We start from the raw sequence: 13,749 nt of genomic DNA, 5'->3' as shown, positions 1-13,749 counted from the left end.
CCCGGCGCGTGCGGCACCGGCTGCGTCAGCGTGGCGCGCACCCGCTGGGCCGCCGACCCCTCGTAGGCGGGCACGCCCGTCAGCGCGTTGTAGATCGTGGCCCCGAGCGACCACACGTCGCTAGCCGGGCCGCCGGGCTGGCCCTCCAGGCGCTCGGGCGCGATGAAGCCGGGCGAGCCGATCATCAGGCCCTGCTCGGTGAGCGTGGCCTGGCCCTCCTGCCTGGCGATGCCGAAGTCGGTGAGCACCACCCTGCCGCTCTCGGTCAGGAAGACGTTGCCGGGCTTGACGTCGCGGTGCTGCAAACCCTGCGCGTGGGCGGCGATCAGTGCCTCGAGCACGTCGGCGCCGACCCGCGCGGCATAGTCGGCCGGCATGGGACCGAACTCGCGTACGGTCTCGGCCAGAGTGCGGCCCCGCAAAAGCTCCATCACCAGCCACGGCCGCTCCTGCTCGACGACCACGTCGTGCAGCGCCACGATGCCGGGGTGGCGCAGCCGGGCGGTGGCCTGCGCCTCGCGCACCGCCCGCTTGACCGAGTCGGCCCGTTCCTTGGGCGACATGCCCTCGGGCAGCGAGAGCTCCTTGACCGCGACGTCGCGGTCAAGCATCTCGTCCCTGGCCAGCCACACCTTCCCCATGCCACCGGCGCCCAGAGGACGCAGCAGGGAATAGCGACCGGCGAGTCTTCCGGCGGACATAAAGGGAAGGGTAACCAAAGTCCAAGTGGGGTGGAGACTCGTTCCTGTCGGTCCGCCTCTCTATGGTCTTGGTTCGTGGAACCGGTTCAAGGCACTCTCGACGAGCTCGGCACCCCGCTGAGCGACGTCACGTTCGTCGTGTTCGACCTCGAGACGACCGGAGGCGCGCCCGCGGAAGACGCCATCACCGAGATCGGCGCGGTCAAGGTGCGGGCGGGCGAGGTGCTGGGCGAGTTCTCCACGCTGGTCGACCCCGGGGGGCCGATACCGCCGTTCATCTCGGTGCTGACCGGCATCACCGACACGATGGTGATGGCCGCCCCGAAGATCGAGGCGGTGCTGCCGAGCTTCCTGGAGTTCATCCGCGGCGCCACGCTGGTCGCGCACAACGCCGGCTTCGACACCCGCTTCGTCAAGGCCGCCTGCGCCACGCTGGGCTATCCGCCGCCGGCCAACCCGGTCGTCGACACCGTCGATCTGGCCCGGCGGGTGCTGACCCGCGACGAGACGCCCAACGCGAAGCTGTCCACGCTGGCCAGGTTCTTCCGCAGCCCCGTCGAGCCGTGCCACCGCGCCCTGCAGGACGCCAGGGCCACGGTTGACGTGCTGCACGGGCTGATCGAGCGGGCCGGGTCGTTCGACGTCCACACGCTCGAGGAGCTCAAGTCGTTCGTCCGGGCCCCCACGCCCGAGCAGCAGCGCAAGCGGCACCTGGCCGAGTCGGTGCCGCACGCCCCGGGCGTCTACCTCTTCGAGGACGAGCGCGGCGAGGTCCTCTACATCGGCAAGAGCACCAACCTGCGCAACCGGGTGCGCTCCTACTTCACCGCCGGCGAGACCCGCCCGCGCATCCGCGAGATGATCGGCATCGCCGAGCGGGTGCGCCACATCGTCTGCTCGACCGGCCTGGAGGCGGAGGTCAGGGAGCTGCGCCTGATCGGCGGCGCCAAGCCCCGCTACAACCGCCGCTCCCGCTTCCCGGAGAAGGTGCTCTGGCTCAAGCTCACGGCCGACCACTTCCCCCGGCTGTCGATCGTCCGCGAGCTCAAGGACGACGGCGCCACCTACCTGGGCCCCTTCACCAGCGCCCGCCTGGCCGACGACGCCCGCATCGCCCTGCACGAGGCGGTCCCGCTGCGCCAGTGCACCCAGCCGATCTCGGCCCGCACCCGGCGGGCGGCCTGCGTGCTGCACGAGATGGGCCGCTGCGGCGCGCCCTGCGAGGGCAAGGAGAGCCCGGAGGAATACGCGCGCCACGTCGAGAACGCCCGCCGGGCCATGACGCTCGACGCCTCGACCGTCTTCACCGCCGTGGCGGCCCGCATGGAGCGGCTGTCGGTCGAGCAGCGCTACGAGGAGGCGTCGGTCGACCGCGACCGGCTGGCCTCGTTCGTCCGCACCGCGGCCCGCATGCAGCGCCTGAGCGCCATCACCCGCATCCCGCAGCTCGTGGCCGCCAGTCCGGCCTTCGGGGGCGGCTGGGACATCCACGTCGTCCGCTACGGGCGCCTGGCGGCGGCCGGGGTCATGCCGAAGGGGGCCCACCCGACCCCTTTCGTGGCCTCGCTGAAGGCGATGGCGGAGGTCGTCCTGCCCGGTCCCGGCCCGGTCCACGCGGCCAGCGCGGAGGAGACCGAGTGCATCCTGCGCTGGCTTGAGTCGCCCGGTGTGCGACTGGTGGAGGTCGACGGCGAGTGGAGCCTGCCCGCCCGGGGCGCCGCCCGCCACAAGGCGCGCATCGATCTGGCCTACCGTCATCTCGATCAGCGTCGCGGCCGGGAGGGGCGACCTTTGAGGTGAAACGATAGAGTTGAGGCATGGTCACGGCAATCGTCCACATCAATGCAGAGGTAGACCGAATCCCGGAGGTCGCCCAGACGATCGCCGAGATCGACGGGGTCAGCGAGGTCTACTCGATCACCGGCGAATACGACCTCATGGCGATGGTCCGGGTCGCCGCCTACGAGGAGATCGCCGAGGTCGTCCCCGGGCGGATCAACAAGGTCGAGGGCGTCCTGCACACCGAGACGCACATCGCCTTCCGCGCCTACTCCCGGCACGACCTGGACGCGGCCTTCTCGATCGGCTTCCCCGAAGCCGACTGACCTTCACCACCACCCTTCCCCGCACCAGGCCCCCAGCGCCATCCCTCCCTGCGCCAGGCCCCCAGCGCCACGCTTGCCCGCGCCGGGTCTCCGGGCCCACCCCTTTGCCGCCTCAGGCTCCCGGGGCCGCCCTGCCCTGCGCCACAGGACCCCAGGGCCGCCCTTCGCCGCGTCAGGTCCCCGGAGGCGGCCCTTATCTCGCCTCAGGCTCCCGGGGCCATCCCTCGCCGCGTCAGGTCTTCAGGGTCGCCTCAGCCCGCCGGGGGTCGCGTCACCGGCCGCCCAGCCCCGCTCGGGCCCTGAGGACGCTGAGGGCGCTGAGGGCGCCACGCCCGCATCCCCGGCCCAGTCTCACCGCGCTAACGTCCACCCGCCTGCCCGGCCCGTCCAGGCGGCCGGGTCGTCCCGTCCGCCCCAGAGGGCTGGGTCGCCCCTGCCCGCATGCCCGGCCGCCTCAGAGGGCCACGCTCGCCTCCACCCACGCGCCCCGACCGCCCTCGTCCGCGTGCCCGGCCGCATCGGGCGAGCCCGCGCCGCACGGCGGCGTCCCGGTCATCACCCCCGGCGACGCCGACGGGCCCGGACGAGGGATGCTCGTCCGGGCCCGTGCGGTTGTGGCGTCAGCGATCAGTGGGTGAGGCTGCGGTCGTCGTCACCACCGGAGCCGATGGCGGCGTGCTCGTCGTGCCCGTGCCCATGCCCGTCGTCCAGCGGGATCTTCTCCCCGCCGTACGCCTTCGACATGCGCGCACGCAGCTTGCCGAGCGGCCCGCGCATGCCCTTCGGCGGGATGCCCGCGCCGTCCTCCTCGACCGGGAGCATCGGCACCGGCTCCTTGCCGCGCATGTGGGCCTCGATGTCGTCCGCCGGAGGCGTGTGGACCTCGATGAACTCACCGTGCGGCAGCCGCTTGATCACACCGGACTCGACACCGTGCGAGATGACCGCCTGGTCGGACCGCTGCAGGCCGAGGCACATGCGGTAGGTGATCAGGTAGGCCAGGGCCGGCGCGACGAAGATCAGCACACGCCCGGCGTAGGTCGTCCAGTTGAGGCTGATGTGGAAGAACGCCGAGATCTCGTCGTTGGCGCCGAGCAGCCACAGCACGCCGTAGAACGTGATGGCCGACATGCCGATCGAGGTGCGGTGGGGGTTGTTGCGCGGGCGCTCCGCGACGTGGTGCTCGCGGTTGTCGCCCGTCACCCAGCGTTCCAGGAACGGATAGAGCGCCAGGCCCGTCATGATGATGCCCATCGGCACCAGGGCCGGGATGATGACGCTCAGCGGCAGCGTGCCCGCGTGGGACGTGCCGAAGAGGTTGATCTCCCACGCCGGCATGATGCGCAGCGCGCCTTCGAGGAAGCCCATGTAGAAGTCGGGCTGCGACCCCGCCGACACGTCCGCCGGTGTGTACGGGCCGAACAGCCAGATCGGGTTGATCTGGGTGAACGTCGCCAGCCCGCTGACCACGGCGAGCGTGAACAGCATGTAGGCGCCCGCCTTGGCCATGAAGGCGGGGTAGAACGGCGCGCCCACCACGTTCTGGTTGGTGCGGCCCTTGCCCGGCATCTGCGTGTGCTTCTGCACCCACATGAGCACCATGTGGGCCGAGATCAGCGCCAGCAGGATGCCCGGGATGAGCAGGATGTGCAGCGCGTAGAACCGGGAGATGACATCCTCACCCGGATATTCCCCGCCGAACAGGAAGAACGTGATGTACGTGCCGACCAGCGGCAGCGAGATCGCCACGCCCTCGGTGATCCGCAGACCGGCGCCGGAGAGCAGGTCGTCGGGGAGGGAGTAGCCGGTCAGGCCCTCGGCCAGCGCCAGCGTCAGCAGCAGCACGCCGATGATCCAGTTGATCTCGCGCGGCTTGCGGTAGGCGCCGGTGAAGAAGACGCGCAGCGCGTGCACCATCATGCCGGCCACGAAGAGCAGGGCCGCCCAGTGGTGCATCTGCCGGATCAGCAGACCACCCCGGACGTCGAAGCTGATCTCCAGCGACGACGCGTAGGCCTCCGACATCATGACGCCCTTGAGCGGCGCGTACGAGCCGTCGTAGGCGATCTCCATCATGCTCGGCTTGAACCAGAACGTCAGGAACGTGCCGGTCAGCAGCAGGATGATGAACGAGTAGAGCGCGATCTCGCCCAGCAGGAACGACCAGTGGTCGGGGAAGACCTTGCGCAGGTTGCGCTTGAGGAAGTTGGCCCCGCCGATGCGATCGTCCAGGAAACTGGACGGGCCGGCGATGCCCTTCGGAACCTTGTTCAGCTCGTCGCTCATGCCTGGCCTCCCTTCGCCCTGGCCTCGGCCTCGGCGTCACCGCGTTCCCAGTAGCTGGGACCGGGGGGCACCTCGAAGTCGCCCTGGGCGATGAGGTAGCCCTCGGCGTCGACGGTGATCGGCAACTGCGGCAGCGGCCGGGCGGCCGGGCCGAAGATGACCTTCGCGCCGTCGGCGGCGTCGAACGTCGACTGGTGGCACGGGCAGAGGATGTGGTGGGTGTTCTGCTCGTAGAGGGCCGCGGGGCAGCCCACGTGGGTGCAGATCTTGGAGTAGGCCACGATGCCGTCGTGCGTCCAGTTCTGCCGGACGCCGCTCTTGATCTCCTCCGGACGGAACTTGATCAGGATGAGCGTGGCCTTGGCCAGCGCGGTCAGGTCGTGCTGGTAGCCCTCGGGGACGACCGACAGGATGCCGCCGGGCGAGTTGAAGTCGGCCGCCCTGATCGGCTGGCCGCTGCCCTCGACGACGAGCCTGAGCGGCTTGCCCTCCTTGGTCTTCTCACCCCAGACCGTGTGCCGCAGCGTCTCGTTGAACTTGGCGCCCGGCATCTTGCTGTTGTCGAGGTCGCGCAGCAGCACCACCGGGACCAGCCCGAGCGGCGCGGCGGCCAGCAGCAGCGTGCGGCGCAGCAGCTTGCGCTTGACGAAGCCGCTCTCGTTGGCGCCCTGGACGAACGTGTCGGCCACGACCTCGCGGTCGGGCTCGTCGGAGGCCATCGCGTGGCGCTCCTGGACGAGGGAGTATTTCGGCATGATCTGGCGGACCCAGATCACGATGCCGACCGCCAGACTCAGGATCGCCAGCGTCAGCGAGCCGCCCAGCGCGAGGTTGGACGTGCCGGTCGCCTCAGGACTGCCGACCTGGAACACCACGTACGAGATGATGAACGCGATGGCGGCCAGGAAGGTGATCGTGTAGCAGAGCGCCACGATCTTCTCGGCCTTGCGGGCCTTGGCCTCGTCCTGGAGCGTGACGCCGGGGACCTCCACGTCGGCCTCGGCGGGGGTTTCCGCGGTGCCGAGCATCGAGGTGCCCGGCGCGGGGGTGCCGATGACGCGCTTGGGTACGCGGTCGTCCGGCTGCTCGATCTCGTGCTCGTTGTCTGTCATGACTTCTGTCGCTTCTTCGCGGTGATCCAGATGGCGGCGAGTGCGAGGGCTGCGATGCCCACCACCCACGCTACGAGACCTTCGGTGACCGGGCCAATGCGGCCGAGGCCGAAGCCGCCCGGGTCTTTCTGCTCGCGAACCTGGGTGATGTAGGCGATCATGCTGCGCTTCTCTTCGGGCGTGATCGTCGTGTCGTTGAAGACCGGCATGGCCTGCGGGCCGGTGACCATCGCCTCGTAGATCTGGGTGGGGGTGGCCTCGTTGAGGCTGGGCGCGTATTTGCCCTGCGTGAGCGCGCCGCCGGCGCCTGCCCAGTTGTGGCACTGGATGCAGTTGGCGCGGAACAGCTCGCCGCCCTTGCCGGCGTCGCCGAGCTTCGGGTCGACCTGCTCATGGCCCGGCACCTGCGGGCCGCCGCCGAGCGACTGCACGTAGGCCGAGATCTGGCGGATCTTCGTCTCGTTGACCCATTCCGGCAGCGGCTTGCGCGGAGCCTGCGGGCCGGGGGCGCCGGCCGGCATGCGGCCGGTGCTCATCTGGAAGTCGACGGCCGCGGCGCCGACGCCGATGAGCGTGGGCGCCGTGGTGGTGCCCTGCGCGTTCATGCCGTGGCAGCTCGAGCAGTGCTTGACGAACAGGCTCTTACCCTCGGCAACGTCATCGACCTTGCCTGCCGCCAGTGCCGCGTCGGCAGGCTTACCCACCTGGACAAAGGCGGCGTATACCATCCCGACCAGCGCCAACGCCAAAATCAGGACGGCATATCTCGCGAGGGGATGCCGCCGCCAAGCGGTGATCCTAGTCACAGAGATCCCGTTCCTTAACGAATAATGTAGATGGTCGCGAAAAGACCGATCCAGACGACGTCTACGAAGTGCCAGTAGTAGGACACGACGATCGCGCTGGTGGCCTGCTCATGCGTGAAGCGCTTCGCGGCGTACGTGCGTCCCAGCATGAACAGGAACGCGATCAGGCCACCGGTCACGTGCAGGCCGTGGAAGCCCGTCGTCAGGTAGAACACCGAGGTGTAGGCGTTAGCGGACAGGGTCGCGCCCTCTGACGCCAGCTCGCCGTACTCGTACAGCTGCCCGGCGACGAAGACGGCGCCCATGAGGAAGCTGACGATGTACCAGAAGCGGAGCTTGCCGACCTGCCCCTTCTCCGCGGCCCACACGCCAAGCTGGCACGTCACACTCGACAGAACCAGGATGATCGTGTTGACCGTCGCGAACGGGATGTTCAGGTGAGCGGCTTCGGCGGCTTCTGCGCCGATAGGAAGGAGCGCGGGTCCCCACTCGAGGCCCTTGCCCTCGCTCACCGACCGGATGGTGAAGTACATCGCGAACAGCGCCGCGAAGAACATGAGCTCAGAGGACAGCCAGACGATCGTCCCGACACTGACCAGGTTCGGTCTGCGGTACGACTGTGCTGTCGTCGTCGAAGTTATTGCGGATGCTGTCGCCACGGGCAGCATTATTGCGGTTCCGGTGGTCGGTCCGGCGCACGACCCCCCGTTAGCAGGTACGAACCGGTGGCCAACCTGGGATAATTGCCACATAACACCCACCAGGCATGGTGCCCTGGGTATGTGTCCCGACACACCGGTACGATCCCAGGTGACCATACCGCTTCGACTGATAGTGAGCGCGACCGATGTCCACTGGGAGCACGGACGAGAAGATGAAGGTCCTCGTCTACAGCGATGACGCCGCCACCCGGGCCGAGGTGATCCAGGCCATCGGCAGGCGCCCCGCGGCCGACGTGCCTTTCGTCGAGATCGTGGAGTGCGCCACCGAGCCCAAGGTGCACCAGTGGCTGGGCTCCGGCGAGATCGACGTGGCCGTCCTCGACGGCGAGACGCAGCCCGCGGGCGGCATGGGCGTCTCCCGCCAGGCCAAGGACGAGGTCTACGACTGCCCGCCCATCTGCCTGATCATCGCCAGGCGCGACGACCGCTGGCTGGCCGACTGGTCCAAGGCCGACGCCGTCGTGCCGCAGCCCCTGGAGCCCATGGTGCTGGCCGACACGGTGGCCGACCTGATGCGCCGCCGCTCCGCCACCCGACTCAACGCTAAGTAGGTGCCCATGGACTCCCGGACGACCTGGCCCACCCTGCTGTCCGCTCTCCTGTCCGGAGAGCACCTGACCTCCGACGAGTCGGCCTGGGCGATGCGGGAGATCATGTCCGGCGCCGCGACGCCGTCCCAGATCGCCGGGTTCGTGATCGCCCTGCGGGCCAAGGGCGAGACGGTGGCCGAGGTCGTGGGCCTGGCGCGCACCATGCTCGACCTGGCCACGCCGCTGAGCGTGGAGGGCCCCGTGGTCGACGTCGTCGGCACGGGCGGCGACCGCGCGCACACCGTCAACGTCTCCACGATGGCCGCCATCGTGGCCGCGGCGGCGGGCGCCCGCGTCGTCAAGCACGGCAACCGCGCCGCCTCGTCCTCGTGCGGGGCCGCCGACGTCCTGGAGCACCTGGGCATCCGGCTCGACCTCACGCCCGAGCAGACGGCCCGGGTGGCGCGCGAGGCGGGCATCGCGTTCTGCTTCGCGCCGGTCTACCACCCCGCGCTGCGCTTCGCCGGGCCGACGCGCAAGGAGATCGGCGTACCGACGGTCTTCAACTTCCTGGGCCCGCTCACCAACCCCGCCCGCCCCTCGGCCCAGGCCATCGGCGTCTACGACGCCGGGATGCTGCCCGTGCTCGCGGGCGTCTTCGCCGAGCGGGGCGTCTCGGCGCTGGTGTTCCGCGGCGACGACGGCCTCGACGAGCTGACGATCGCCGCCACCTCGACCGTCTGGGTGGTCAGGGACGGCACGGCGACGCAGACGACGTTCGACCCGGCGGTCCTCGGCATCCCGCGCGCCGACGTGGGCGCGCTGCGCGGCGGCGACGTGGCGTTCAACGCCCAGGCCGTGCACGACCTCCTGCGCGGCAAGACGGGCCCGGTGCGGGACGCGGTGCTGCTCAACACGGCGGCGGCCCTGGTGGCGCTCAACGGCCCCGGAGACGACCTCGACTCCGCGATGATCGACGGCTACGCCCGCGCGGTCCAGGCGGTGGACTCCGGCGCGGCGGCGGCCACCCTGGAGCGCTGGGTCGAGGTGAGCGGCGCCGCCCACCCGGCCTGACCCCCTGGTGAAGCCCGCGGTCAAGGGACCGCGGGCGAAGCGACTCCGGTCACGCGACTCCGATCACGCGGGCCCGGTCAGGGCAGAATGTTGGTGGAGGCCGCCTTCAGCGAGCTCCACTGCAGCCACTGCTTCCAGTTCTCCTGCCAGTGCCCCCACCCGTTCGTGGGCTCCAGCTTCCTGGGCGAACCGGTGATGATGATGGGGTCGCCGATCAGCGTGTTCTTGATGAACCAGGCGGCGTTGGACGGGCTGATGTTCACGCATCCGTGGCTGACGTTCGCGCTGCCCTGCGACCCCACCGACCACGGGGCGCTGTGCACGTACTCGCCGCTGTTGGAGATCCGCACGGTGTTGTACACGGTCAGCCGGTAGTAGCCGGCGGAGCCCGGCCCGATCCCCGGGGAGGTCATCACGGTGACGGGCTCGCGCGACATCGCCAGGTGCACGCCCGAGGTGGTGTAGTACTTCCACTGCCCGCCCTGGCCCGCGCTCATCGGCATCGTACGGATCTTCTTGCCGTCCCGGCGGACCGTGAGCACGTGGTTGTTGGTGCTGCCCTTCGTGATCTGCGAGCGGCCGATCTTGAAGTCGAGCTTGACGTTGCGCTTGCCGTACATGTCGGGCCCGCCGCGTACCCCCGCCAGGTTGGCCTCCACGCGCACCTTCGTGTGCGGCGGCCAGTAGGTCTGCGGCCGGAAGTCCACGTGGCTGCTGTCGAACCAGTGCCAGGCGCCCTCCACCGGCTTGGAGCTGTGGATGAGAAGGTTGCGCTCGACGGCCACCCGGTCGGTGACGGGCTTGTCGAAGGCGATCATGACGGGCATGCCGACCCCGACCGTCAGCCCCGTGTCGTCCTTGTTCGGGGTGATGGTCTCGATGTCGAACGTCTTGCCGCCCTTGACCGTCGAGAACGTGCTGCGGCTCTCGCTCTGCTTGCCGGCCGCGTCCACGGAGACCGCGGTGACCGTGTACTCCGCCCCCGGCCGGGCCGTGCCCCGGCTGCGCCAGCGGGTCCCGTCGGCGCTCAGGACACCCCGCAGCGCCCCGGCCTTGCCACCGTCCACCCGTACGCTCTTCAGCCTGCCCCCCTGGGCGGAAACGACCACGGTCTGGTCCGTGGGCACGTTCGCGGCCTTGTCCGCCGGAGAGAACCCCACAGAGGCGCCCCGCGCCCCGCCCGCCATCGCGACCCCATCGGGCTGACCGGACTGGCCGCCCGACGAGCACGCCGCCAGCAGTGCCAAGGCCAGCAGGCCGGCCGATCCACACGCCACGCGCCCCACGAGTGACTCCCCTCGTCCAAGATCGAACCGCTTCCGCCTCCTTTATTACCCTGAGTAGTCGAATCGCCACATCCGGACACCGGTAAAGAACACCAAAAAGCGGGCGTCCTCCCCCAAGGGAGGGCGCCCGCTCCAGGTCGGGACTCAGTGGGAGAAGTGCCCCCGGTAGTACTGGAACACGAACCCGATCATCGCCATGAGGATCAGGAACACGCCGATCAGGAACATCCAGAAGCCGATCACGAACCCGGCGAAGGCGAAGGCCGCCGCCAGGCACAGGAACAGCGGCCACCAACTGCTCGGGCTGAAGAAGCCGATCTCGCCGGCCCCATCGCTGATGTCGGCCTGCTTGTTGTCCTCCGGCTGCGGGCCGATGCGCCGCGCCGTGAACATCAGGTAGTAGCCCACCATGAACGCGAACCCGACCGAGATGGCCATGGCGGTGGTGCCGACCGGCTCACCGTGGCCCGTCGCCGCCTTGGTCCAGAACCAGTAGGCAATGTCGACGCCCGCGAAGAACAGGCCGCACAGCAGGAACAGCCAACCCTGGACCTTCATCAGGCCTCGACCTCCTGGGCGGACTTGGCGGATATGTGCGGGTAGTGCAGGTCGAACGCGGGGCGCTCGGACCGGATGCGCGGCAGCGAGGTGAAGTTGTGCCGCGGCGGCGGGCATGAGGTCGCCCATTCGAGCGAGCCGCCGTAGCCCCAGGGGTCGTCGACGGTGACCTTGGGCGCGGTGCGCCAGGTCTTCCAGACGTTGTAGAAGAAGGGCAGCGTCGAGGCGCCCAGCACGAACGCGCCCACCGACGAGATCAGGTTGAGGTCGGTGAAGCCGTCGGCCGCGCTGTAGTCGGCGTAGCGGCGCGGGAAGCCCAGCATGCCCAGCCAGTGCTGGATGAGGAACGTCGTGTGGAAGCCGATGAACAGCAGCCAGAAGTGCAGCTTGCCGAGCTTGTCGTCGAGCATCTTGCCGGTGAACTTGGGCCACCAGAAGTAGAAGCCGGCGAACATGGCGAACACGACGGTGCCGAAGACCACGTAGTGGAAGTGGGCGACGACGAAGTAGGTGTCGCTGATGTGGAAGTCGAGCGGCGGCGAGGCCAGGATGACGCCCGTCAGACCGCCCAGCAGGAACGTGATGAGGAAGCCGATCGAGAACAGCATCGGCGACTCGAAGCTCAGGTGCCCGCGCCACATCGTGCCGATCCAGTTGAAGAACTTCACGCCCGTCGGCACCGCGATGAGGAACGTCATGAACGAGAAGAACGGCAGCAGCACCTGCCCGGTCGGGAACATGTGGTGCGCCCAGACCGTGATGGACAGACCGGCGATGGAGATCGTCGCGCCCACGAGGCTGATGTAGCCGAAGATCGGCTTACGGCTGAAGACCGGCAGGACCTCGGTGATGATGCCGAAGAACGGCAGCGCGATGATGTACACCTCTGGATGGCCGAAGAACCAGAACAGGTGCTGCCAGAGCAGCGCCCCTCCGTTCTCCGACGCGAAGATGTGGGTGCCGAGCTTGCGATCGGATTCCAGCGCCAGCAGCGCGGCGGCCAGCACCGGGAAGGCCATCAGCACGAGCATGCTGGTGAGCAGGACGTTCCAGGTGAACATCGGCATGCGGAACATGGTCATGCCGGGCGCGCGCATGCAGATGATCGTCGTGATGAAGTTGACCGCGCCGAGGATGGTGCCCAGACCCGACAGAGCCAGACCCATGATCCACAGGTCGCCGCCGATGCCGGGCGAGTTGATCGCGTTCGACAGCGGCGTGTACGCGAACCAGCCGAACGAGGCCGCGCCACCCGGGGTGAAGAAGCCCGACACGGCGATGAGGCTGCCGAACAGGTAGAGCCAGTAGCTCACCATGTTGAGGCGCGGGAACGCCACGTCGGGGGCGCCGATCTGCAGCGGCATCAGCTCGTTGGCGAAGCCGGCGAACAGCGGCGTCGCGAACATCAGCAGCATGATCGTGCCGTGCATGGTGAAGAGCTGGTTGAACTGCTCGTTGCTGGTGAACTGCAGACCTGGCTGCGCCAGCTCGGCCCGCATGATCAGTGCCATCACGCCGCCGATGAGGAAGAAGGCGAACGACGTGATGAGGTACATGTGCCCGATGATCTTGTGATCAGTCGAGGACAACCACTTGGCGATGATCTGGCCCTTGGTGACGGGCCTGACCGGCGTCGTCCTCAGCGGTTCTTGGATGGCGGTCACTGGGCACTCCCAGCCTGGTGGGTCGCGATGTACTGGTCGAACTCCTGCTGTGGCACGAGCTTCACCGAGAAGAGCATCCGGCTGTGGTCGACACCGCAGAGTTCGGCGCAGCGACCGGCGTAAACGCCCGGCGCGTCGAGCGTGTTGATCTGGAACTTGCGACCCGGGTTGTCCTCGGGGATGCCGGGGATCACGTCACGCTTGAACAGGAACGCCGGCACCCAGAACGAGTGGATGACGTCGTCGGTGGACAGGTCGAACTCGACCTTCTGCTTCACCGGCAGGACCAGCTGAGGGCCCTGCTTGTAGTCGCCCACCGGCACGCCCGCGACCGGCGCCAGCTCCTTGCCGTTGACCGTGGTGGTGAAGCGCCAGCTCCACTGGTAGGCCTCGACCTTCACCTTGACGGTGGCGTCGCCGTCCACGCGCGAGAGCACCTCGCTGTCGCGGGCGGTGAAGAAGAAGAACACCGAGACCATGACCAGCGGGATGAAGGTGTAGAGCATCTCGATCGGCAGGTTGTAACGCACCTGCGGCGGGAGCTCGGCCTTGGCCTTGCGCTTGCGGTGGAACACGCATGCCCACACGATCAGGACGATGACGACGAGACCGGTGGCGAGTGCGGCGATCCAGGACCCGTTCCACAGGCTCTGCACCACGCCACCCTCCTGGGTGACGTGGTCGGGAAGAAGGCCTTGAGACCACTGGGCCTCAGGGACGTCATTAGCACACGCCGTAGCAGTGGCCAGCAGCAACGCCAAAGCGGCGGCGCGTGGCACCCTGCGCCGGGCCAACGAACGCCGCGTCGTACGGCGAGTCGGACTCACGGATCGCCTACCCCACAGATGAAGCCCAAGAGTCTCTCCCTTGGGCGCTCGTAATTCCAAATGCACAGCTGATTGCAG

13 protein-coding genes are annotated in these 13,749 nt (G+C 68.7%); 4 read left to right on the top strand and 9 right to left on the bottom strand.

Annotated elements, in window-relative coordinates; translation table 11 throughout:
• Positions 1-701 (bottom strand): serine/threonine-protein kinase (locus tag AB0I15_RS07805; protein ID WP_358091563.1); only part of this gene is annotated, 701 nt, incomplete at its 3' end.
• A gap of 75 nt (positions 702-776) precedes the next feature.
• On the opposite strand from AB0I15_RS07805, the gene AB0I15_RS07800 reads away from it, so the two are divergent.
• Positions 777-2,501, top strand: a complete 1,725-nt coding sequence (locus AB0I15_RS07800; RefSeq protein WP_358091561.1) for a DEDD exonuclease domain-containing protein — start codon at positions 777-779, stop codon at positions 2,499-2,501.
• 17 nt (positions 2,502-2,518) lie between these two features.
• Positions 2,519-2,806 carry an Lrp/AsnC ligand binding domain-containing protein gene (locus tag AB0I15_RS07795; protein WP_358091559.1) on the top strand — a complete coding sequence of 96 codons (288 nt, stop codon included), beginning with the start codon at positions 2,519-2,521 and terminating at the stop codon, positions 2,804-2,806.
• A gap of 627 nt (positions 2,807-3,433) precedes the next feature.
• On the opposite strand, the gene AB0I15_RS07790 is transcribed toward AB0I15_RS07795, so the two are convergent.
• Genes AB0I15_RS07790 through AB0I15_RS07775 form a run of 4 tightly spaced genes read right to left on the bottom strand, consistent with a single transcriptional unit; the run spans position 3,434 to position 7,678 of the window.
• Positions 3,434-5,092 carry a cytochrome bc complex cytochrome b subunit gene (locus AB0I15_RS07790; RefSeq protein WP_358091557.1) on the bottom strand — a complete coding sequence of 553 codons (1,659 nt, stop codon included), beginning with the start codon at positions 5,090-5,092 and terminating at the stop codon, positions 3,434-3,436.
• Positions 5,089-6,204 carry a Rieske 2Fe-2S domain-containing protein gene (locus AB0I15_RS07785; protein WP_358091555.1) on the bottom strand — a complete coding sequence of 372 codons (1,116 nt, stop codon included), beginning with the start codon at positions 6,202-6,204 and terminating at the stop codon, positions 5,089-5,091. Before AB0I15_RS07785 ends, AB0I15_RS07790 begins: the two co-directional genes overlap by 4 nt.
• Positions 6,201-7,010, bottom strand: coding sequence for a c-type cytochrome (locus tag AB0I15_RS07780; RefSeq protein WP_358091553.1), 810 nt, complete (start codon positions 7,008-7,010; stop codon positions 6,201-6,203). The genes AB0I15_RS07785 and AB0I15_RS07780 overlap by 4 nt, the downstream gene beginning before the upstream one ends.
• 14 nt (positions 7,011-7,024) lie before the next feature.
• Positions 7,025-7,678, bottom strand: a complete 654-nt coding sequence (locus tag AB0I15_RS07775) for a heme-copper oxidase subunit III (protein WP_358091551.1) — start codon at positions 7,676-7,678, stop codon at positions 7,025-7,027.
• Positions 7,679-7,857: 179 nt separating this feature from the next.
• On the opposite strand from AB0I15_RS07775, the gene AB0I15_RS07770 reads away from it, so the two are divergent.
• On the top strand, positions 7,858-8,283 hold the full coding sequence (locus tag AB0I15_RS07770) for a hypothetical protein (RefSeq protein WP_358091549.1): 426 nt from the start codon (positions 7,858-7,860) through the stop codon (positions 8,281-8,283).
• Between the two features lie 6 nt (positions 8,284-8,289).
• Positions 8,290-9,336: an anthranilate phosphoribosyltransferase gene (gene trpD / locus AB0I15_RS07765; protein ID WP_358091547.1), complete on the top strand. Its 1,047-nt coding sequence runs from the start codon at positions 8,290-8,292 to the stop codon at positions 9,334-9,336.
• A 77-nt stretch (positions 9,337-9,413) separates the two neighbouring features.
• Here trpD and AB0I15_RS07760 read toward each other — a convergent pair whose 3' ends face one another.
• The 4 genes from AB0I15_RS07760 to AB0I15_RS07745 form a co-directional block, all read right to left on the bottom strand.
• Positions 9,414-10,622, bottom strand: coding sequence for an Ig-like domain-containing protein (locus AB0I15_RS07760; RefSeq protein WP_358091545.1), 1,209 nt, complete (start codon positions 10,620-10,622; stop codon positions 9,414-9,416).
• A 144-nt stretch (positions 10,623-10,766) separates the two neighbouring features.
• Positions 10,767-11,180, bottom strand: coding sequence for a cytochrome c oxidase subunit 4 (locus AB0I15_RS07755; protein WP_103957736.1), 414 nt, complete (start codon positions 11,178-11,180; stop codon positions 10,767-10,769).
• Positions 11,180-12,844, bottom strand: coding sequence for a cytochrome c oxidase subunit I (gene ctaD / locus AB0I15_RS07750; RefSeq protein WP_358091543.1), 1,665 nt, complete (start codon positions 12,842-12,844; stop codon positions 11,180-11,182). The genes AB0I15_RS07755 and ctaD overlap by 1 nt, the downstream gene beginning before the upstream one ends.
• Positions 12,841-13,503, bottom strand: a complete 663-nt coding sequence (locus AB0I15_RS07745) for a cytochrome c oxidase subunit II (RefSeq protein ID WP_358091541.1) — start codon at positions 13,501-13,503, stop codon at positions 12,841-12,843. Before AB0I15_RS07745 ends, ctaD begins: the two co-directional genes overlap by 4 nt.
• Positions 13,504-13,749 lie beyond the last annotated feature (246 nt).

It is taken from the genome of Nonomuraea sp. NPDC050643 (assembly GCF_040654715.1).
Taxonomy (GTDB): domain Bacteria; phylum Actinomycetota; class Actinomycetes; order Streptosporangiales; family Streptosporangiaceae; genus Nonomuraea.
This window is presented reverse-complemented; position numbering and strand designations above follow the sequence as displayed.